We start from the raw sequence: 20,571 nt of genomic DNA, 5'->3' as shown, positions 1-20,571 counted from the left end.
TCATTCCGCGGCCTCGGCCAGGCTGCGGACCGGCTTTCGCGCCCGCGAAGGCGCGCCGATGCGCAGGCGGCGGTCGCTGAGCGACACGGCGCCGCCGAGCATCATCAGGATCGTGCCACCCCAGATGCAGAGGATCAGCGGTTTCCACCAGATGCGCACCACGACGCCGCCGTTCGTCTGGTCGTCGCCGAGCGAGACGTAGAGCTGGCTTGCCCCGAAGGTCAGGATGCCCGCTTCCGTGGTCGGCATGCGTCGCGCCGTGTAGAGCCGACGCGCCGACCAGACGTCGGCGACCACAACTCCCGCTTGGCTCACGGTGAAGTGCCCGCGTTCCTCGGTGTAATTCGGTCCATTGCCTGCCTTCACGCCGTCGAAGCGGAGCGCATATCCGCCCGCATCCGTCGTCTGCCCCGGCGTCATCGCCAGAATATGCTCGCTCTGGAACGCCGTCACCGCGACGATGCCGATGACCGTCACGCCGACGCCGGCATGGGCGAGCGCCGTGCCGAAGCTTGAGCGCGGCAGCCCGGACAGCCGCCGCCAGGCGGTGGCGAGCGGCACCTTGCCGAGGCCGGAGCGGAGCACGAGATCGGTCACCGCGCCGCCGATCATATAGGCGCCGAGCGCGATGCCGAGCAGCGCCAGAACCGGACCGCCGCCCTGCGCATAGGCAACGCCCGCGCCGACCAGCAGCCCGAACGCCACGGCCGCAAACAGCCGTTGCCCTGCCGCCAGCATGTCGCCCCGCTTCCACGCGAGCAGCGGGCCGAACGGCACGGCAAACAGCAGCGGCAGCATCAGCAGGCCGAAGGTCATGTTGAAGAAGGGCGGGCCGACCGAGATCTTGTCGCCGGTCAACGCCTCCAGCGCCAGCGGGTAGAGCGTGCCTGTCAAGACGGTCGCGGCAGCGGTCGTCAGGATGAGGTTGTTGAAGACCAGCGCGCCCTCGCGCGAGATCGGCGCAAACAGCCCACCGGCCTTCAGCCGCGCGGCCCGGATCGCAAACAGCGCCAGGGCGCCGCCGATGAAGAGGATGAGGATCACGAGGATGAAGATGCCGCGCTGCGGATCGGTCGCAAAGGCATGCACCGAGGTGAGCACGCCGGAGCGGACGAGGAAGGTGCCGAGCAGCGACAGCGAAAAGGTGAGCAACGCCAGCAGCACCGTCCAGATCTTCAGCGCCTCGCGCTTCTCCATCACCAGCGCCGAGTGCAGCAGCGCCGTGCCGGCAAGCCAGGGCATGAAGGAGGCATTTTCGACCGGGTCCCAGAACCACCAGCCGCCCCAGCCGAGTTCGTAATAGGCCCAGTAGGAGCCCATGGCGATGCCGGCCGTCAGGAAGCTCCACGCGGCTAGCGTCCAAGGCCGCACCCATCGCGCCCAGGCCGCATCCAGCCGCCCTTCGATCAGCGCCGCCACGGCAAAGGAAAAGCAGACGGAGAAGCCGACATAGCCGAGATAGAGCAGCGGCGGATGGATCGCGAGCCCGATATCCTGCAGCACGGGGTTCAGGTCCTGCCCCTCGCCCGGCGCCGGCACCAGCCGTGCGAACGGGTTGGAGGTCAGGAGCACGAAGAGCGCGAAGGCGGTGGCGATCAGCGCCTGAATGGAAAGGACATGCGCCTTGAGCGTGTCGGGAAGATTGCCGCCGAAGAAGGCGACCAGCGCCGAAAAGAAGGTGAGGATCAGCATCCACAGGAGCATGGAGCCCTCATGATTGCCCCAGACGCCCGAGAACTTGTAGATCAGCGGGATCGCCGAATGCGAATTCGCCCAGACGTTCTCGACCGAGAAATCCGATGTCACATGCGCATGCGTCAGCGCCGCAAAGGAGAGCGCGACAAGGATGAAGGTCGCATAGGCAGCCGACGTGCCGCTCGCCATCAGGCCCGCGTCGCGGCAAAAGGCGCCGATGGATGGCAGCGCTGCCTGCAACAGGCTGGTCGCCAGCGCCAGCACCAGCGCGTAATGTCCGAGTTCCGCGATCATCGGATCGTCTCCTGCCCGCCGAGCGAGACGCCCTGCGCCTTCAGCCGGTCGGCCACATCCTTCGGCATATAGGTCTCGTCGTGCTTGGCCAGCACCGTATCGGCCACGAACACGCCTTGCTCGTTCATCGCGCCTTCCGCCACCACGCCCTGTCCCTCGCGAAACAGGTCGGGCAGCATGCCGGTATAGGTCACCGGCACCTTGGCCAGCGTATCCGTCACGGTAAAGGTCACCGTCGTCCCCGCGCTCCGCTCCACGGAGCCGGCCGCAACCAGCCCGCCCAGCCGGATGCGCGTGCCCGGCGCAACATGCGCCTTTTCCAGATCGCCGGGAACATAGAAATAGGCCACCGCCTGGCTGAAGGCGAAGAGCACGAGTAGCACAGCTATGCTCAGGAAACCGACGCCGCCGGCAATCAGCGTCAGGCGCTTCTGCTTGCGCGTCATCCTTCCCGTCCTCCTCCCGCCCATCATCGTGGCCGTCATGGCGCCCTCGCCGTATCGATGCCGAGTTCGGCGGCAAGCGCCAGAAGCTGCCGCCCGCCGTCGCCCTCGCGAGGAAAGGCTGCAAGCCCCTCGCGCAACGCAATTTCCGCCTTGGCGCTCTCGCCCAGAACCGCATAGGAGCGGATGATCCGCTGCCAGCCCTCAAGGTTGGCGGGGTCTTCCTTCAGCTTCGCGGCGAGGCTCGACACCATGCCCTCGATCATCTGCCGCCGGTCATCCGCGCTCATCGCTTGCGCATTGGCGATCGCCGCCGCATCCGGCCCGCCGAGCCTGGCCTCGCCGGCTGTGGGCGCGCTGCCCGCAGGTGCCAGCGCCGCAATATGCTCGTTGACGAGCGGCAGCCACGGTGCGCCGGCAGGCGATGTCTTCACAATCTCGCGAAACGCCGTCGTCGCCTCCGCCGCCTTGCCGTCCTGCTCCAGTCCCAGCGCGAGGTAGAAGCGGGCGCGCGGGTCCTGCGGTTGCAGCGCCAGCGATTGCTCCAGCGCCTTGCGCGCCTCGGCCGCCACCCGTCCTCCCGACCGCGCGATCAGGCTTTCGGCATAGCCACCCAACCGCTGCGGCGACGGGCCGTTCAGGCGGATGGCGTTGGAAAAGGCGGAGATGGCATCGTCGAAGCGGCCGCTGCGATAGTAGATCGGCGCCAGAACGTCGTATCCGGCACCGTCATCCGGGTTGGCGGCCAGTTGCTTCTCGGCCTGCGCGATGAGAAGTTCGATGTCGTCGCCAGGGTCGGCGAGACGCGCGGAAAGCGGCGCATCGGGCAACTCCGGGCTGCCCGTCGTCACGTAAAGACAGAGCCCCACCACAGGCAGAACGACGATGACGGCCGCCTGCGCCAGCCGGTTGGCCCGGCCGGCCGAAGACGCCCCGTTCGGCGCCCTGTCCTGATCCGCCATGGCACTGGCGGCAAGCAACCGCCGGGCGATCTCCGCGCGGGCAAGCTCGGCCTCTTCAGGCGCAATCAGCCCGCTCCGCGCATCCCGTTTCAGCTCTTCCAATTGGTCGCGATAGACTTCGGCGTCATGCTGTCCCGCGACAGTGCTCGGCCCACCTGCCCGCAACAGCGGCAGAAGCAGCAGCGCCGAGACGATGGCCGTCATCACGGCAACGATAATCCAGAACAGCATGTCCAGTCTTTCAAGCCCTCACAGCGCGCCCGACAGGACGCTCCGTCATCGAGCCCTTCCTCATGCCACGGCGGCAGACGGATCACGCTCTGATGGCAGCCATACTATGCGGACAGCCGTGTTCCAATCGGCAAAGCGGGCATGACGGAAAATTGAGGCATCGGCTGGACGGCGATGCCGCCCGCTGCCTGCCGGCCGTGAAAACCTGCGTCAGGTCAGCGGCGTCCAGGTGCCGTTGGCGTTGCGGCAGGCAACGCCGCGCGCGACGTTGTCGGCGGTGCCCGCCGTCACCGTATGGCTGTACTGCCGGCAGTTCTGCGAACCCACCTGATAGGGCGCCGCCGCAACCACCGAGCCGCGCATGCCACTGCCCTGCCAGACGACCGGCTGGCCGCCCGGTGCGGCCTCGAGAGCGCGATATTCCGCTTCAAGCGCCCGCTGGCGGTCCGCGCCCGACAGCTTCACATTGGCGTTCTGCCCGATGATGCCGTTGCCCAGCGCCGCGATAAAGGAGGACGATGCGCTGCCCCGCGTCGCCACGCCGCCGAGTGCCGCCGTCGTCGGCCCGGCGGACTTGGAGGCACAGCCGCTCGCAACGCCCAGAGCGACGAGAAGTCCCGTGGTTGCGAGCCTGATCATGCGGGGAAAACGGTGTCTGTCTGTCATGCGCGAAGCGGATCCGGGTTTCATGGGCAAGCAATGATGGGCTTATTTTGCATTGCCGCAAAATGCGGGCAACAGCTCATCGCGAAATAAGCAAGGACATCCGTTCATTTCCCGCCGACCCGTGTCGAAAAAGCACGCCGCAACCTGTGCCGCCGTCACGAAGCGGCCGGCAGCACCAGCGTCGCTCGGAGGCCGCCGATCTCGGCACGGTCCATGGCCAGCGTGCCGTGATACTCGCCGGCGATCTCCCGTACGATCGAAAGGCCGAGGCCGGTGCCCGGCTTGCTCTCGTCCAGCCGCCGCCCGCGCTTCATCGCCATGGCGATCTGCGCGGGCTCGATGCCCGGCCCGTCATCCTCCACATCCACCGTGATCCAGGCGCGCCGCCCGGGGTCCAGCCCCTGCACGCCTTCGCCCGAGAGATGCGCGGTGATCCGGACTTCGCTCACCGCATAGCGCGCCGCATTGTCGAGCAGGTTGCCGACGGTTTCCTCCACGTCCTGCTGTTCCATCGCCAGCACCAGGTTGGGCGGCGAGATCGTCAGGAGAAACGTCTTTTCCGAATGCAGGCGGCGCATCACGCGCACCAGCCGCTCTAGCGCCTGCTCCACTTCGGTGCGCGCCAGCACGGATTCGCGCTGCGCCGCGATACGCGCCCGGTTGAGGTAGGATTGCACCTGCACCTGCATGGCGTCGGCCTGGCTGCGCACCAGTTCGCCATGCGGCGCCTCCAGCACGCGCGCCTCGTTGATCAGCACGGCCAGCGGCGTCTTCAGCGAATGCGCGAGATTGCCCACCTGCATGCGCGCCCGTTCGATGATGCGCCGGTTGCTGTCGATCAGCGCGTTGACCTCGCTCGCCAAGGGCTGGATCTCGCGCGGAAACACCCCGTCCAACCGCTCGCTCTCGCCCGCCCGGATCTTTTCGAGCGACCGCCGCGCCTGATCGAGCGGCCGCAGGCCGAAAAGAATGGCGAGCGCGTTCATGCCCAGCCCGCCGAAGCCGAAGATGGCGAGCGCGAGGTAGAGATTGCGGTTGAAATCGTTGATATCGGCCTCGAGCACGTCGCGGTTGCCGGCGATGCGAAACCTCGCGGTGCGGCCTTGGATGTCGAGCACCACTTCGGTCTCGGCCACCTCGACCTCGTTGCCGAAGCTGTCGAGCGTCGTGTAGAATCGCTCGTAGCGAATGTCGAACGGCACGTCGTCGACGCTGACGATCGGCAGCTTGCCCGAGCCGAGCGAGGTCGAGACCAGCGGCGGCGTGTTGAATTCGCCGATCGGCTCGACGATCCAGTACCAGCCGGTCTGCGGCTGCGAAAACCGGAGGTCGCCCAGTTGCGGGCTGCCGGCCAGCACGCCCTTGTCGTTGACGACGATCGAGTTGATAACGTTGTAGAGTTGCGCCCGCAGCAGATCCTGAAAGCCGCGCTCCGAGCCTTGGCGATAGAGCGTCGAGATGACGACGCCGATCACCACGAGGGCTGCCGCCGCCCAGATGGTGGAGACGAGGAGAACGCGGGCGGTGAGCGATTGCAACCGCAGCATCAGCCGCGCCGGCTTTTTTGGGACAGCGGCCTCAAGACTTTTCCGCCATGCCTTTTTCCGCGACACCCGGCGCCTGCATGCGGTAGCCAAGCCCGCGCACGGTCTCGATCAGGTCGTTGCCGATCTTCTTGCGCAGCCGCCCGACGAACACCTCGATCGTGTTGCTGTCCCGGTCGAAATCCTGGTCGTACATGTGCTCGACCAGTTCGGTGCGCGATACCACCTGCCCCATATGATGCATCAGATAGGAGAGAAGCCGGAACTCGTGCGAGGTCAGTTTCAGCGCGATGCCGTTCACCGTCGCCTTGGAGCCCTTGGTGTCCAAGCGCACCGGGCCGCAGACGATCTCGGACGTCGCGTGGCCCGCCGCCCGGCGGATCAGCGCGCGGATACGGGCGAGCACCTCCTCGACATGGAACGGTTTCGTCACATAGTCGTCGGCGCCCGCATCGATGCCGGCAACCTTGTCGCTCCAGCGGTCGCGGGCGGTCAGGATCAGCACGGGCATGCGCCGGCCGGCGCCGCGCCATTTCTCCAGCACGGTGATGCCGTCCATCTCGGGCAGGCCGATGTCGAGGATGATCGCGTCATAGGGTTCGCCCTCGCCGAGATAGTGCCCCTCCTCGCCGTCGAATGCCTGATCGACGACATAGCCGGCTTCCTTCAGCGTGTCGGTCAGCTGCCGGTTGAGGTTCACGTCGTCTTCGACCACCAGAATGCGCATCAGATACCACTCTCCGTCTGTCCATCGTCACGGACCTTACCGGGCAAGCCCGGCAGCATTGCGTTCAGTGCCCGCCCCCGCCATTCCATGGAAGAGGCACAGTCGTCATGCGGGGCCGATCTACATCGGCACCCGCATCGTCACCTTCTTCGGCCGTCCGCCATTGCCGGGAATGAGCACCGTCACCACACATTGTCCGTCCGAGGTCATCTGCACCGACAAGAGGTCGCCGCCGGTTTCCTCGACCACCTGCGAGGCCGCCGAACTGCAATCGCCGGAAACGGGCGCGACCTGCAGGGCTCTAACGTTCGCGATAACGGGGCCGGCCGCGAAAGGCGCCGCCGCCGTCGGCAGCGGAAGCAGCGTCAGGCTTCCGGCCAGGCTTCCGACAAGCATCGCGATGATCAGCGGTGACGGCATGAACGCACTTTCGCATTTCCAAGGTGTTGCGTGTGTATTAGGTGTCCCTGCCTGAATGGCGAATGAATGCGCGACTTACGCCACTTTCTCCGCTCCGGATCAAGCCCTGATCCACTGTTCGGCGGCAGCGTCCGACGTGTCTTGCTGCAATTCTTAGCTGCGATCCGCCCTCCCTGCCTCACACGGCCAGCAGCGCGTCACCTGGAAGCCCGAGCGCCACCACCTGCCCCCGCTGCCGCACCCGCACCGACATCTGGCTCTGCCGCGCCCCGAAATCCGCGATCTCCTGCGCCAGCGGATAGGCGAAAGCGTTCGTGGTCGTGTCGCTTGCGCGCACCACCTGCATGCCCGAGAGGATCTCGACACGGTAGGCCTCGACAGGTTCGTCGAGCGGCGTTTCCCCGTCGAGCCAGGCATCCGCGGAGCCACGCGCGCAGCGGATCCACCGGAGCGTCAGGTTGCCCCCGGCATCCCGCCGCGCGCTCAGATGCACCGGCGCAAGCGGCATTTCCGCGCGCAGGCCACCGGCAAAACTGTATGTCTCTGCCGCACCGGCCGGCCTGCCCTGCGCCTCGACGATCCAGTTGAGCGTCTGCCCGGCTTCCGCACCGCTCAGGCCCAGCGGCTGCACGGCCGGGTCGAGCATCACGATCGCGGCACCGGCATCCGACCCGGCCGCCTGTGCATCGGTCGATCCGCCAAGCCCGCGCAGCAGCCGCGACAACCGCCAGCGCCCGGACGCGATCTCCTCGGCAAGCCCGAAGCCGAGGATTTCCCAGGCACCGTTGCGCGACAGCACGGCCATCCGGTTTTCGCCCTGAAACAGCGCAAGATCGCTGATCGACGTCAACTCCCCCGCATGCAGGTCGAGCGTCACCGTATTCGCACGGTCGAACCGCCCGGAAACGCCTTGCGAAAGCGCAGCGACGAGCGTTCCCGTCCGGGCGGGCCGCTCCAGCGACAGCCGCGCCGCATAGCCCTCGCGCATCGGCGAGGCCGAGAGCGTTACCGACGTCCAGGGCCGTGCAAACACCGCCGCCCGCGCAAAGCTCGCCGTGTCCCCCTCCGTGTAGCGCGGCAGGTCCATCAGGTGCACCAGCGGCGCGAAGGCAGCGGATGCGCTGTGGCCGTTCGCCGCCACCCGCGCCTGCGGCACGAAGCGGCTGGCGCCACCCATGACGATGCCGCGCGCCTCCACCCGGCGCACGTCGCCATCGTCGATCCGCTCGATGACGAACGTTCCGGACGGTCCTTCAGGCACGGTCACTACATCTCCCGGCATGGGGCCGAGCGCGTTTGGCGGCAGCGCGAAGCTCAGGCGCCGGCGCCCCGCCTGATGGTCGCGCAGCGCCGCGTCCACGGCATCGGTCGCCGCCGCCTCATGAAGCGTTCCCGCCAGCGACAGCCGCAGGATGCGCTCGTTGCCGGGCGCGGCCCTGCGCGAGCGGGCGGTCGACCGCCCATAGTCGCTGGCGGGATCGAGATGGTCGAGAATCGCCTCGCGGGCATAGTCGCCGGCGTCGCCGCGCAGATCCTGCGTTAGGGCGGCGTCCTTCACCTCGGCAAGCGTTTCGAGCCGGGCCGGCGGCCCCGCCTGCAACAGCCGCGAGCGGAAGACGAGCCGCCCGTTCCGCTCGACCGCATCGATGCCCGCCGCCGCCATCAGCGGCTCCAGCAGGTCACGCGCCGACATCTGCTCGGCCTGCACATAGCCGCCGAGATCGCCGCAGACGAGATCGGTATCGCCGTCCGCAAACCGGTGATCGGCCAGAATGGCTGCGATCGTGTCGGCCATCGTCGCCGTGCCCAGCCGGCCGTTCAGCCAGTGTCCCACCTGCCAGTTGCGGCCGTCCGCCCACACATCGAGCGCTGCGGGAAAGGCCGGCTGCGGCCGCGCGTCCCAGGTCCAGACGAACATATGGTCGGGATCGACGCCCCCGGGCGCGTGTGGACGCTGCCAAAAATCGTGGCTCGCCTCCAGAAACCGTCGCTGCACCGCATCGCTGCGCCCGCCGCCGGAAAAATACGGAACCGCACTCTCGGAGGATTTCGGATCGGAGAAGACGTTGGGCTGGTTGCCCCCCTTGTCGATGGCCGGGCAGCCCGTCTCGGTGAACCAGACCGGCTTCATGCCCGGCACCCAGGCCGTCGGCGCCGCCTTCTCCACGCCGCCGATGCGCTCGTGATGGGCGTTGCCCCACCATGCGCCGATGTCCTTGACGCGAAACATCCACGGTTTACCTGCCAGCCCGTCGGTGATCGCGGTGCGCTTGCGGGCTGCCCGGTCCAACTGGCTGGCATAATACCAGTCGAAGCCCTCACCCGCCGCATTCATGGCCCTGAACACCGCTCCGTCCTCGGGCGTGCGCTGCCTGTCCGGGTTGCCCTCGGCGATATCCTCGTCCCGCCAGTCCGAGAGCGGCATGTAATTGTCGATCCCGACCGCGTCGATGGCCGGCGACGCCCAGAGCGGATCGAGATGGAAGTGGACATCGCCCGATCCGTCCGCCGGGTGGTAGCCGAAATACTCGCTCCAGTCCGCCGCATAGGTCAGCCGCGTTCCCGGCCCCACGGTCGCGCGCACATCCTGCGCCAGCACCGTCAACGCCTCGACGAAGGGAAACCGCAGCGCCCCGTCGCGCAGCGTCGTCAGGCCGCGCATCTCCGAGCCAATAATAAAGCCGTCCACCCCGCCCGCATCCCGCACCAGTCGCGCATAATGCAGCACGAAGGCGCGATACCGCCCGTCCGCGCCACTGGTTACGGTGCCGGTACCGCAAAAGGCCGAAATCTCGCCGCGCACGGCCGATGTTCCCTCGCTGCTTCCCGGAAGCCCCGGTGCCACCGCCGCGGTGATCCGCCCGCGCCACGGATACGCCGCCTGCCCCGCGCCGCCATAGGGGTCCGGCAGGGTGTTGCCGGCGGAAATGTCCATCATCACGAAGGGATAGAGGAACACCTCTAGCCCCCGCACCTTGAGATCGGCGATCGCCGCCACGACGCTGCGGTCGGATGGCGTACCCCCATAGGCCGGCCCGCCGCCATCGCTGCTGACGAGATGCGCCGCGCCGCGCGTCATACCTGCGGCCGACCACGCGCTGCTCTCATGGCCGCGCTCGCGCGTCTCCACGCCGGGCAGGATGCGGCATTCCCCGGCGCGCAAGTCCGTGCCGAACCAGGAGACCACCAGCGCCACGCGCTTGAGGTTCGGGCAGAGCGCCTGCAGCTCGTCCAGCGAGGCCTGCCAGTCCGTCTCGCCGTGAAAGACGTTACGGTTGAGGATACGGGCTTCCCCCGCCCCGGTCTTCTCCTGCACCTGCGCCGGGTCGTAGCCATGCTCCGTCGCGCCGGGGATAATGGTCACGGCGCGGATCTGCCGCTCCAGCCGTCCGACGGGGCGGATGACCTCGACATGCAGCAGCGGAATCCGGTTGCCGTAAGGCCCGAGCGGCAACCGCTCGAAGACGATATAGGCGAGCCCGCGATAGGCCGGCGTCTCGCCCGCTGCCTGCTTCGCCGCGATCAGCGGGTCGGGCGCCTGGCTCTCGGCTCCGGTATGCAGCCGCATCTCCACGGTCGCAAGATCGAGCTCCCGCCCATCGGCCCAGACGCGCCGGATCCCGTCGATCGGCCCTTCGCAAAGGCCGAGCGCGATGTTCGCGAAATAGCGGAAGGTCTCCACCCTCGGCCCGCTCGCCTTGCCGCCCTGCCGCTCGCGATGCACCTGCTCCTCGAAGCGCGTCGCCCAGATCAGCGTTCCCCCGATCCGCATCGTGCCGTAGACGCGCGGAATGGCCGTGCCTTCTTCCGCACCGGGCACGCGGGCATCGCCGAGCCGCGCCCCGGTCACGGTCGTCATGCCGTTGAGGATCGAGCGGTCGATGACGGAACCCGCCAGCGCGCCGGCCGCACGTCCGACGATCGCGCCCAGCGGCCCGAACACGGCTCCGAGGGTTGCCCCCGCCGCCTGCAGAAGAATGGTTGCCATCTCTCTCAAACCTTCTCGGGAAAGCGGAAGACGCCGGCAATCCGCCGCCGCCAGGACGGTACCAGCGCCGATTCCACGACGCTTGCCTGCTCATAGGCATGGATGAAGCGCGCTGTGTCGCTCAAAATCCCCGCATGCTTGGCCGGTATGCCCAGCCGCCATCGGAAGAGGATGAGGTCGCCCGGCAGCATCGCGCAGAGGTCGATGGGTGGCCCCATCGCGCGCGTCGCCGCGTCCCACAGCCGATCCTCCCCGCTCCGCTCCGCCCAGTCCGGCCGGTAGGGCGGCGGCGTCTCCGGTTCCGCGCCGTGGATATCGCGCCAGATGCCGCGCACCAGCCCCAGGCAGTCGCAGCCCACACCCTTCAGGCTCGCCTGATGCCGGTAGGGGGTGCCGAGCCAGTCCCGCGCAGCAGTCAGCACCCGATGACGCATGGGTTCCTCAATGAAACAACGGCCGTCCGTCATGCACTGTCTCCCCATCCGCATAGCCATAGGAAAAGTCGCTGCCCGGCATGTGCGGGAAGCCGCGAAAGTTGAGCGCGTTGTCGAAACGGTCGCGGCAGGTGGCAAAGCTCTTGTCGCACCCCATGGTCACCGTGAGCGTATCGCCCGGCGACAGCGGCACCGGCGGCGGCAGCCACAAGGTCAGTCGCGCTGTGCTCACGCCGCTCTCAGCCGTGTGATCCTCGACATCGCAACTCCATCCCGCATTCGCCCCGCTCGTTATGCGGATGAGCCCGTAGCGATAGGCACCGGCCGCCGCCGAAAGACCGGACACACGCAGCCCCACATCGCCGGCAACCTCCATGATCACGCCCGTCTCGGTCCGCCCGGCAAGGCTCGCGCCGCATCGGGCATCCCCGAAGGCCGCGTCACATCGCCGTCCATAGCTGCGACCCTGCACCGCGCCCAGCCGGTGCGTCAGGCTGCGAAGCTCGGCGCGAAAGGCCCCACCCGCCCGCGTCACCTCGCCGATATCCTGCACGGTCAGCAACAGATGCTGCTCGGGCGCCTGCCAGTTGACCAGAAACTGCTCCACCCGCGCGCCGTCATAACGCCCCGCCGCCACATCGACCTCGCTGATGGCGGCGCTCGAAAACCCGCCCGCCACCTCGCCCGCATCCGCCGCCAGCCCTGCCGCCGCTTCCGTCTCGCTTGCCCGAAAGCCGCTCGCCGCCAGAAAATCGGTCCCCGCAAAACGGAGATCGCGGTCATGCTCGGTAAAGCCGATGACCACGCCATCGCGCCGCGTCACCCGCCAGCCATGGCACACCGTTGTCGCGTCGCCGGTGAGATGTGCCGCCAGCGCGTCCGGGATCTCTCTCATGGCCGGATCTCCACCAGCGGAATGGTCGGGATGCGCCCCGCCTGAAACTGCGCGAGGTCCACGTCGATCCGGTCGGTGTCGAACCGCACCGGCACGTCGAATTCGAACCCCGCCCGCACGGTCGCCCCCGCAGGCGGCACATGGCCCGTCGCAAACGTCACGATCCCCGTCGTCGTATCCAGCGCCAGATGCTCGCCCGCCACCGCCGCACCATTCACCGAGATCAGCAGCGTCCCCGCCGCCGGCTTGACGATGTCGCGCACCGTGCCGCCGCCCGCATCCGCATAGGTCTTGGTCAGCTGGAAGCGCGCCGTCACGCCGTCACCGGTGCCGATTACCTGATCGCCCGCCATTACCGCCCGGCCGGGCGGTCCGGAACGGAAATCCACCGGATCGCGGAAGCGAAACCCGTGCAACTGCCCCGACCGCGCCTCGAAGAAAGCGAGAACCGCATAGAGGTCGTCGATCTCGCGGATGCCGGACCCGGCATCATAGTGCCGCCGCGCGTCCCGCCAGCGGTTGTTGCGGTTCTCCCGCCCGTTCGACAGGCTGACGATATCGGTGCGGCGCACCGGCCCGCCGCTGGTGCCGAGCGCCAGCCGCATCGGAAACCGAACCTCGTGAAATCCCTGATCCATGGACCTTCCCTTTCAAACGCCGCGCCGGCCGCGCCCGACGGTGCGGGTCAGCATGGCGGCGATCTGCCCTTCCGAGCGGCGAAAGCTGTCGGCATCGCTCGCCGTCACGTTGAAGACGACGTTCGGCACGCCGCCGACCGCAATCACGCTCGCGTCCGGCCTGCCGCCGGCCGCATGTCCGCCGACGGAAGAGCCCCCGCCGCCCGTGGCACGTCCTTCGGCAAGGCCCTGAAGAAACCGGGGGGTGCCAAGGCTTCCCGTGTCTGAAAACGGCGCCACGGCACGTCCGCCGGAGGCGCCGCCCGCGCCCTTCGGCAGCCCTTGCGCCAGTCCCTCGAACACCGTGCCGATCCCGGTGGAAACCGCGTCCTGCAACGGCTTCAGTCCCGCAGACAGCGCGATATCGACCAGCCGGAGCCCGGTGCTTTTCAGGATATCGTCGAGGCCCCGCCCGCCGCGCACGGCGCTCGACAGGGCGCTTGTCATCGCCGCGCCAAACCGGCTGGCGCTTTGTTCCAGATCGGAGAGGACCGCGTCCAGCGCCTTCCCCTCCACGATCATCGCAGGGAAATCGCCGCCGTTCTCAGCTTCATCCGCCATATCCGCCTCCGTTGCCGTTATCGTCCGCCGCTCCGTCGGGAAATTGCGTCATCATCCGGGAGAGCCCGGCCCGGTCGGGTGCGGCACCCTTTCGCATGGCCAGACCCAGCGCTGCCGCCAGTTCGCGCGGGGTCATCCGCCAGAAATCGCGCGCCGGCAGCCGCAGACGGGAGAGGCCGGCCTCCATGGCCGCCTCCCAGGGAAAGGGCGCCGGTGCCGCCCCCGCCTCGCCGTCCACGGCCGTCAGGGGTCCCGCCGCGCCTGCCCGTCGTCGTCCGGTTCGCCGCCGAAGGCTGCCGTCAGCAGCTCGCCTACCAGCCGTGCGAGGCCCGCCAGCCCGTCCTCGACGCTCATGCCGGCCACATCCTCGTCGGAGACGATGTTGCCGCCGCCGCGCAGGCCGGCCGCGAGGATCGCGATCAGGTCCTCCGCCCTGAGCCCGCCCGCCAGAAAACGCCGCGCAAGCGCGGCGAGACCGTCGGCGGCAAAAGCGGTTTCCAGTTCGGCAAGACTGCCGAGCGTCAGGCAGAGGATGCGGCGCTCGCCGTCGATCACGGCTTCCACCTCGCCGCGATGCCGGTTCGCGCGCCCGGTCACGCTTCTGTCGCGCGGCCGCATCAGGCCACCGCGAAGGTCAGAGGACCGGCCGATTCCAGCGCCGCCTCGAACTGGACCTCGCCATTGTGCTGACCGGTATATTCCAGCGTCGTCAGCTGGAAGAGGCCGCTCACCGTGCCGAAATCCGGAATGATCGCCTGCCATGTCAGGATCGCGCCCGAAAAGAACGTCGCGCGCACCAGCGCGTCGGAGGCCTGATCTTTGAAAATCCCGGCACCGGCGATCGAGGCGCGCTGCACGCCCGCCCCGCCCAGAAGCTCGCGCCACCGCCCGCCGGATTCCGCATCGGTCACATCGACCGTTTCCGCATTGAACGCCAGCCGCTTGGATCGCAGCCCCGCCACGGTCGTGAACCCGCCGCCGGTCTCGATCTTCAGCAGAATATCCTTGCCCTTCTGCGCCACCATCGGCTCGTTCCTTCCTGTTTTCGTTCTGTTGATTGCCTCAGGCCCGCGTTCGCTCAGCCCATCGGCTCCGTCACCGCGCGAAACCGCATCGCGGCCACATGCCCGCGCGCCTCCCCGTCACGCGCCGTGTGCGTGCCTTAATGCCGCAGGTTCACCAGATGATGGTCGGCAAGCGAAAGGCCGGCATCGTGCAGCAGCGCCCGCACGCGGCCCGCAATCTCCTGCACCACCTTGTTGCCGCCCTCGCCGCCGCGCGCCTCGATCGTCATCGCATGCTCCTCGCCCGGCTCGCTCGCCGTCGACCAGTCGCTGCTCTCGATGCCGGCAAGGCGCAGATAGGGGTGCTTTGCCCCCTCCAGCAGCCGGTCGTGAATGCCCCCATCCCCGAGCGCCGCGACAAGCGCCGCATCGCCCGAAAGCGTTGCAAACACAGCCGCCTGCAACGCATTCCCCGCACTCATGACCCCGCTCATCTCAGGGTCTCCCGGCACCGGCAGACGAGGTAGCGCCGGCTTTCATCCGGATCGAAGGCCGACAGGATCGCCAACAGCCGCGCGCCCTTGCGAAAGCGCATGCCGACCGACACGTCCGTGCGGTGGCGGATCCAGACGTCGTGCTCGAGGTGCTCGATCTTCTCGCCGGCCCGTTCCGTGATCAGCGCCACCCGCGGCTCGATCAGCGTCCACAGCGCGCCGGCGCTCACAAACGCCCGCGAAATGCCGCCCTGTCCGTCCGGCGTATCGACAGGTCGTTCCAGTTCCATCCGCGCCGTCATGCGGCCGGGATCGATGGTATCAGTTCGCATGGTCAGAGCCTCATCCGGCGAAAGGGCGCGACCAGCCGGTCGTAGCCGGCCGGCACGTCCGCCGGCTGATCGCCGGGGGAGACGGCGCCGCGATAGGCGTAGAGCAGCGCCAGATGCAGGAGCAGCGCCCGCTTCAGCGAGGCGGGCATCTCGGCCCCGGTCGTGCCGAAACCGGCGGTGAAGTCGATCTCGATACCGTTTACCGCCCGCGCCGTCTGCGGCGCCGCGCCGAGGCAAAGACGCGCCGGAAGCGCCGCGCCATCCAGCACGAACCCCGTCATGTCCGCCTCGAACGGCGCGCCCAGCGCGTCGTATCCGGTGATGGTCTCGATGCTGGTCACAGGCGCGCGGCCGATGTCCAGCACGGAGGAATCCGGCCAGCGGTCGAGATAGAGGCGGAAGGTGCGGGCGATCAGCACGAGGCCGGTCGTCCGCTCCAGATGCTCGCGCACGGTGGTGATGAGGTCGGCGATCACGGCATCGTCGGCGGTGTCGTCGACGCGCAGATGCGCTCGCGCCTCGGCAAGCGTCAACGGCTCGCCCACCGGCGGCGCCAGTTCGGCAATGGTCATGGATATCTCCGGTCTGGAAGGGGAAGACGAAGTACGGGCGGGGGCAATGCCCCGCCCGAAACACCGGGAGGTCAGTTGACCGCGAACTTCACCAGCTTGATCGCCTCGAAATTCTGCACCCCGCCTCCCACACGCTTGGTCGTGTAGAACAGCACATAGGGCTTGGCGGAATAGGGATCGCGCAGGATACGCACGCCCGTCCGGTCCACCACGAGGTAGCCCGCCTGGAAATCGCCGAAGGCGATCGCCATGCCGCCGGTGGCCACATCCGGCATGTCCTCGGCTTCCACGACAGGAAAGCCCAGCAGCGAGGCCGCCTGACCGACAGTGGAGGGCGGCTGCCACAGATAGTTGCCGTCGGCATCCTTGAACTTGCGGATATCGGCCTGCGTCCTGCGGTTCATCACGAAGCTCGCCTTCTGCCGGTGGCCCGCCTTCAGCGCATAGATCGTGTCGATCAGCACGTCGGACGGCCCGCTCGATCGGAACCCGTTCTCTGCCCCGGTCGCGATGTAGCCGAGGCTGCCCCAGGCCCAGCTGGCCTCGGCCACATTGCCGTAGCTGAGGAACCCCTTCGGCTTGTTGATGCCGTCGCCGGTGACGAAGGCCGTACCCTCCTGCTCGCTGAAGGCGATGTCCACCTCGTCGGCGATCCAGCTTTCCACGTCGACGGCGGCATCGTCCAGCAATGTGGCCGTCGCCGCCGGCATGGCGTAGAGTTCCATGGTCGGGAAGGTCATCTCGGAGAGCTGCGGCGTCGCGGTCTGCGGCCGCGCCGCCGTTTCCGAGACCCAGCCGGAAGCAAGCCCCGACACCGCGAACGGCTTCTTCAGCACGCTGCCCGACACCTGCCGCACGGTCGAGAGCGCGCGGATCGGCGAGATCACCTGCAGCCGCCGGCCGATTTCCGTGTCGGTCTGCGCCGGCACCAGATAGCCGCCGTCGCTCGCCGAGCCGATGGAGAAGGCCTTTTCCTCCAGCGCCCGCAGCGCCCCTTCGTCGCCGCGGCGGATGTAGCTGTCGAAAGCCGCCTTGTGTTCGGCCGCCTCGAAGCTCATCGCCTCCGCCTTGCCGCCCAGCGCCGGGCGCGCCTTCTTCAGCAGCATCTGGTCCAGCGCCCGCTTCTGCTCGTCCATCCCGCGCGAGATGCGGTCCACCTTGTCGCGCGTCACCACGTCGGCGGAAAGCTTGCTCTCGATCTCGCCCAGCCGCTGGTCGTTCGCCTCCTTGAACACCTCGAAGGCGCCCATGAAGTCCTCGAAGGCCGAGGCCATCGTGTCCGGAATCGTCTTGATTTCCGGGGCCGTCTTCAGAGCTCCCACGGTCTGTGTATTGGTCATCTCAAGAAATCCTTTCGTTCCACCATCATCCGGGCCGCCCGCCGCATCGTGCGCACGAGCTCCGTTTCCCTGTCGCGGAAGAACCGCGCATGCTTGACGTTCGAGACCCGCGCCGATGGCAGCATCGGAAAGGTCACGACCGAAATTTCCCAAAGGTCCGCTTCCAGCACGCGGCGGATGCCGCTCTTGGCGTCGGTGCGCGCCTTCACGGTCTGAAAGCCGAGGGAGAGCCCGTCGAGCGCGCCGCCCTTCATCAGCTGGTGCACCTCGCGGGCGCGGGCCACGCCGGTCGAAAGCCGGCCCTCGACGAACAGCCCCCGCCCGTCCTCGCGGATCGTCGTCCAGGTGCCGATCGGCTCGTTCGGATCGTGCTGGAACAGCATCCGCACGCCGCCCGCGCCGCGCTTGGCCAGCGAGTGCAGGAAGGCGCCGCGCTCGATCGTGTCCTTGCCGAGATCGATCTCGCCGAACACGCTGGCATAGCCCGAAAACCGCCCCTCGCCCGTCACCCCCGCCAGCGTCAGCCCGGCAACCGCCGTCGTCCGCCGGACCGCATACCGGTCTGTCGCCATGGAAATCTCCCGTGATGTGATCGATTGAGAAAGCCGCTTCCCGCAGCCGGGGCGCTTGCCTATTTCTGCCCGTACCGCCGCGAAATCCGCAGCGCGGCGCCCAGCGCCCACCAGGCCATGAGGCTCGCCGCCGCCGATCCCGTCAGCAGCACCTCCGCGCTGGAAACGCTGCCGGCGATCCCCAGCCGCTCGACCGCCCAGATCCCGGTCGGTCCCCCGAACACCAGCCCGCAGACCGTCCCCGTCAAAAACCGCGACGCCGCCTCATGCCGGCTTTTCGGCAGGAGATAGATCAGCGACACGGCAGCCCCCGCCACGGCGCCAATGCCGCGCGCTGCCCAAAATCCCGGATCATCCGCCATCGCCCTGTCCTCGCCTCGTTGCGTTTTCAGCCTCAATATCCCACCGCCGCGCGCTTCTCCGCGTCGGTCAGAAAACCCGCCGCCCCGACGCGCGCCCAGAGTTCGCTCCGCTCGCCCGCAAGCCCGCTCACCTGATCGAGGTCCGCCTTGAGCTGCAGCGGCTCGCCGAACCGGTCGGAGAGCCAGGCGGAAAGCGCCGTTGCCGTTCGGTTGATCAGCGGCAGCACGGTCAGCCGGTAGAAGGCCCGGTGGGCTTCCTGATAGTTCGCATAGGTGTTGTCGCCGGGAATGCCGAGCAGCATCGGCGGCACGCCGAAGGCGAGCGCGATGTCGCGCGCCGCGCCGTTCTTCGCCTCCACGAAATCCATGTCCTTCGGCGAGAGCCCCATCGCCTTCCAGTCGAGCCCGCCTTCCAGCAGCAGCGGCCGCCCGGCCCGCATCGGCCCGCTATAGCCCTCGTCCAGCTCGGTTTTCAGGCGGTCGTACTGGTCGGGCGACAGGTTGCCCCCCTCCTTCGGCTGGTAGACCAGCGCGCCGGAGGGCCGGGCGGAATTGTCGAGCAGCGCCTTGTTCCAGGTCGCCGCCGCGTTGGACAGGTCGAGCGCCGTCTGCGCCGCCGCCAACGGTGGAAACCCCAGATGATCGTCGAGCGGATGGAACAGCTTCAGATGCAGCAGCGCCGTTCCCGCCACATAGCGCCGCACGGCGCTGCCGGCGCGATATTCATAGCCCTCCGGCCATCCGTCCCGCCCTTCCAGAACGCGCACCCGGTCCGGCCGCAACAGATGCAGTTCCCGCGTCTCCGTGCCGATCGTCACGGCCTCCACGAAGGCATTGCCCGACAGCAGCAGGTGGCCGTAGAGCGTTTCGAGAAAATCCGCCGCCGCCATCTGTCCGTTCGGCCGCGCCATTAGCTGCAACACCGCATGGTCAGTCACCTCGGTCTCGCCACGATAGACCAGCAGCGGCACGGCGGCCGACGCCTCCGCGATCATCCGTACCGTGCGATAGGCGACCGGGTTGCGCAAAAAGCCTTCCCGGGCCAGCGCCGCATAGGAGCGCCCGGTCCAGTGCGCCCGCCCCTCCTGGGCGATGGCGACGAAGCCCGCCGATTTGCTTTCGCGCCCCGGCGCAGCCTTGCGGTCCCCGCCGGATCCCGGCATTTTCAAACGAAACGGCATCTTCATGACAAGACGATCCTTCTGATGGAGGGCAGCCCGGCGGCGCTCAGCGCCGCGTGATAGGCGCGGGCATATCCCGCGATATCGACGGCACGGTCCCGCCCGTTGATGATCCGTCGCGCGCCCACCCAGTCGGTCCGGCCGGCGTTGAAGACATCGGCCAGCGACACGCCGGTAAAGGCGCCCGTCTCCATGCCGATGAAGAGAATCTCGACCGCCGTTGCGCCGTCCATCGCGCGGGCGGGATCGGCGACAAGGTCGATCCCGACAAGGCCCGACACTCTCTCGTAATTGCGCCGGTGCGTCAGCTGCACCAGGCCGCGACCGAGCCAGCACTTGCCCTCGGCATCGCGCCGCCAGTAGGGCGCGCGCACGGTCGGCAGCTGTCCGGCCGCAAAAGCCTTGTCCAGCCGGGCGATCGCCTGCGCATCACTCGCCGCCATCGTCTCCCGCACAGGCTGCATCTTTCGCCCGGTTTCGTGATGCGCGGTCGCGAGCATATAGGCAAGCCACCGCCCGTCACAGGACCCGGCGAGGCCACCCGGCCCGACCCGCGCCCGCTCGAGAAGGGCGCTCATCCCCACCACCTGCCCGCTCGTCAGCCGCCCGCCAAAAAGTGTCCGGCGAACGTTGCCGAAGAATACAGCCCTGTCCATCCGCTGATCCCCTGTCCACCAGCGTCCGCAGACGCCCGGTTGTCACAAAAAATGTGCAATACAATCGATTTAAGAAAACTAAATCGTTTAAACCTCTTAAGGCACTGATTTACTTTTTGTTTAGGCTCTGCCAGCGTAAAACCAGCAGGCGGGACCGGCCACTCAGGGTCGAATTTTAAAAAAACCATAGGGAGAGACAGCATGACCTCGACGGACAAGACGCAGACCACCGTGCGCGAAACCATCCCGCCGCATCTCCTCAGCCGTATCGAAAACGAATGGCAGCAGATGCGCGCCGTCACCGTGGCCACCCCGCGCGCAGACGTCCGCCCGGATGCCCGCCCCGCCGCGACCCCGCGCGACTGACCGTCCGCACCGCGGCACAACCCGTGGAACCTTTGTGCCCCCTGTGCGTTTTCGTCGCACTCAACCGTCGCGTTAAGGAGAGACCATGACCGTCAAGACGATTTCCCAGAGCCTTTTCGAACGCTTCGAGAACGAATGGCGCGAGATTCGCACCA

At 67.8% G+C, this 20,571-nt stretch carries 24 protein-coding genes; 1 reads left to right on the top strand and 23 read right to left on the bottom strand.

Translation table 11 applies throughout. The features are described from left to right. The 23 genes from GA0004734_RS08130 to GA0004734_RS08020 form a co-directional block, all read right to left on the bottom strand. Window positions 1-1,989, bottom strand: coding sequence for a heme lyase CcmF/NrfE family subunit (locus GA0004734_RS08130; protein ID WP_092932777.1), 1,989 nt, complete (start codon window positions 1,987-1,989; stop codon window positions 1-3). After that, on the bottom strand, window positions 1,986-2,435 hold the full coding sequence (ccmE, locus tag GA0004734_RS08125) for a cytochrome c maturation protein CcmE (RefSeq protein WP_092932775.1): 450 nt from the start codon (window positions 2,433-2,435) through the stop codon (window positions 1,986-1,988). The genes GA0004734_RS08130 and ccmE overlap by 4 nt, the downstream gene beginning before the upstream one ends. A 35-nt stretch (window positions 2,436-2,470) precedes the next feature. Beyond that, window positions 2,471-3,625, bottom strand: a complete 1,155-nt coding sequence (gene ccmI, locus GA0004734_RS08120) for a c-type cytochrome biogenesis protein CcmI (protein WP_092932773.1) — start codon at window positions 3,623-3,625, stop codon at window positions 2,471-2,473. Between the two features lie 210 nt (window positions 3,626-3,835). Then, entirely contained in the window at window positions 3,836-4,291 is a 456-nt protein-coding gene (locus GA0004734_RS08115) for a hypothetical protein (RefSeq protein ID WP_245292373.1), read from the bottom strand. A gap of 155 nt (window positions 4,292-4,446) precedes the next feature. Further along, on the bottom strand, window positions 4,447-5,835 hold the full coding sequence (locus GA0004734_RS08110) for an ATP-binding protein (RefSeq protein ID WP_092936064.1): 1,389 nt from the start codon (window positions 5,833-5,835) through the stop codon (window positions 4,447-4,449). Window positions 5,836-5,869: 34 nt separating this feature from the next. After that, on the bottom strand, window positions 5,870-6,562 hold the full coding sequence (locus GA0004734_RS08105) for a response regulator transcription factor (RefSeq protein WP_092932770.1): 693 nt from the start codon (window positions 6,560-6,562) through the stop codon (window positions 5,870-5,872). 120 nt (window positions 6,563-6,682) lie between these two features. After that, window positions 6,683-6,982 (bottom strand): hypothetical protein, encoded by a 300-nt coding sequence (locus GA0004734_RS26675; protein WP_092932768.1) that lies wholly within the window; start codon window positions 6,980-6,982, stop codon window positions 6,683-6,685. Window positions 6,983-7,160: 178 nt separating this feature from the next. Further along, a complete protein-coding gene (locus tag GA0004734_RS08095) occupies window positions 7,161-10,970 on the bottom strand; it encodes a baseplate multidomain protein megatron (protein WP_092932766.1) in 3,810 nt (1,269 codons plus the stop codon). A gap of 5 nt (window positions 10,971-10,975) precedes the next feature. After that, a complete protein-coding gene (locus GA0004734_RS08090) occupies window positions 10,976-11,404 on the bottom strand; it encodes an NlpC/P60 family protein (RefSeq protein ID WP_092932763.1) in 429 nt (142 codons plus the stop codon). A 7-nt stretch (window positions 11,405-11,411) separates the two neighbouring features. Further along, window positions 11,412-12,299 carry a DUF2163 domain-containing protein gene (locus GA0004734_RS08085; RefSeq protein WP_092932761.1) on the bottom strand — a complete coding sequence of 296 codons (888 nt, stop codon included), beginning with the start codon at window positions 12,297-12,299 and terminating at the stop codon, window positions 11,412-11,414. After that, window positions 12,296-12,937 carry a DUF2460 domain-containing protein gene (locus GA0004734_RS08080; RefSeq protein WP_092932759.1) on the bottom strand — a complete coding sequence of 214 codons (642 nt, stop codon included), beginning with the start codon at window positions 12,935-12,937 and terminating at the stop codon, window positions 12,296-12,298. The genes GA0004734_RS08085 and GA0004734_RS08080 overlap by 4 nt, the downstream gene beginning before the upstream one ends. 12 nt (window positions 12,938-12,949) lie before the next feature. After that, entirely contained in the window at window positions 12,950-13,537 is a 588-nt protein-coding gene (locus GA0004734_RS08075) for a hypothetical protein (protein WP_092932757.1), read from the bottom strand. Continuing rightward, entirely contained in the window at window positions 13,527-13,775 is a 249-nt protein-coding gene (locus GA0004734_RS08070; protein WP_348626082.1) for a rcc01693 family protein, read from the bottom strand. The genes GA0004734_RS08075 and GA0004734_RS08070 overlap by 11 nt, the downstream gene beginning before the upstream one ends. Before the next feature lie 5 nt (window positions 13,776-13,780). After that, window positions 13,781-14,134, bottom strand: coding sequence for a gene transfer agent family protein (locus tag GA0004734_RS08065; RefSeq protein WP_245292372.1), 354 nt, complete (start codon window positions 14,132-14,134; stop codon window positions 13,781-13,783). 20 nt (window positions 14,135-14,154) lie between these two features. After that, on the bottom strand, window positions 14,155-14,562 hold the full coding sequence (locus GA0004734_RS08060) for a phage major tail protein, TP901-1 family (protein WP_092932751.1): 408 nt from the start codon (window positions 14,560-14,562) through the stop codon (window positions 14,155-14,157). Between the two features lie 137 nt (window positions 14,563-14,699). Next, window positions 14,700-15,035 carry a DUF3168 domain-containing protein gene (locus GA0004734_RS08055; RefSeq protein WP_092932749.1) on the bottom strand — a complete coding sequence of 112 codons (336 nt, stop codon included), beginning with the start codon at window positions 15,033-15,035 and terminating at the stop codon, window positions 14,700-14,702. After that, window positions 15,032-15,367: a phage head closure protein gene (locus tag GA0004734_RS08050; protein ID WP_092932747.1), complete on the bottom strand. Its 336-nt coding sequence runs from the start codon at window positions 15,365-15,367 to the stop codon at window positions 15,032-15,034. The genes GA0004734_RS08055 and GA0004734_RS08050 overlap by 4 nt, the downstream gene beginning before the upstream one ends. Before the next feature lie 2 nt (window positions 15,368-15,369). Continuing rightward, window positions 15,370-15,939, bottom strand: coding sequence for a head-tail connector protein (locus GA0004734_RS08045; RefSeq protein WP_092932745.1), 570 nt, complete (start codon window positions 15,937-15,939; stop codon window positions 15,370-15,372). Between the two features lie 71 nt (window positions 15,940-16,010). Next, window positions 16,011-17,279, bottom strand: a complete 1,269-nt coding sequence (locus tag GA0004734_RS08040; RefSeq protein WP_092932743.1) for a phage major capsid protein — start codon at window positions 17,277-17,279, stop codon at window positions 16,011-16,013. Next, window positions 17,276-17,851: an HK97 family phage prohead protease gene (locus GA0004734_RS08035; protein WP_092932741.1), complete on the bottom strand. Its 576-nt coding sequence runs from the start codon at window positions 17,849-17,851 to the stop codon at window positions 17,276-17,278. Before GA0004734_RS08035 ends, GA0004734_RS08040 begins: the two co-directional genes overlap by 4 nt. A 59-nt stretch (window positions 17,852-17,910) precedes the next feature. Beyond that, window positions 17,911-18,213: a DUF6107 family protein gene (locus GA0004734_RS08030; protein ID WP_092932739.1), complete on the bottom strand. Its 303-nt coding sequence runs from the start codon at window positions 18,211-18,213 to the stop codon at window positions 17,911-17,913. A 32-nt stretch (window positions 18,214-18,245) separates the two neighbouring features. Further along, entirely contained in the window at window positions 18,246-19,400 is a 1,155-nt protein-coding gene (locus GA0004734_RS08025) for a phage portal protein (protein WP_092932737.1), read from the bottom strand. After that, a complete protein-coding gene (locus GA0004734_RS08020; protein ID WP_092932735.1) occupies window positions 19,397-20,050 on the bottom strand; it encodes a hypothetical protein in 654 nt (217 codons plus the stop codon). Before GA0004734_RS08020 ends, GA0004734_RS08025 begins: the two co-directional genes overlap by 4 nt. A 201-nt stretch (window positions 20,051-20,251) precedes the next feature. Between GA0004734_RS08020 and GA0004734_RS25895 the strand changes: the two genes are divergently transcribed. Continuing rightward, the gene (locus tag GA0004734_RS25895) at window positions 20,252-20,416 is read left to right on the top strand and encodes a hypothetical protein (protein ID WP_175386254.1); all 165 of its coding nucleotides are present in this window, start codon (window positions 20,252-20,254) and stop codon (window positions 20,414-20,416) included. Window positions 20,417-20,571 lie beyond the last annotated feature (155 nt).

The sequence above is a fragment of the Rhizobium sp. 9140 genome (assembly GCF_900067135.1).
Taxonomy (GTDB): domain Bacteria; phylum Pseudomonadota; class Alphaproteobacteria; order Rhizobiales; family Rhizobiaceae; genus Ferranicluibacter.
Note: the sequence above shows the minus strand (reverse complement) of the source record. Positions and strands in the feature narration are given on the sequence as shown.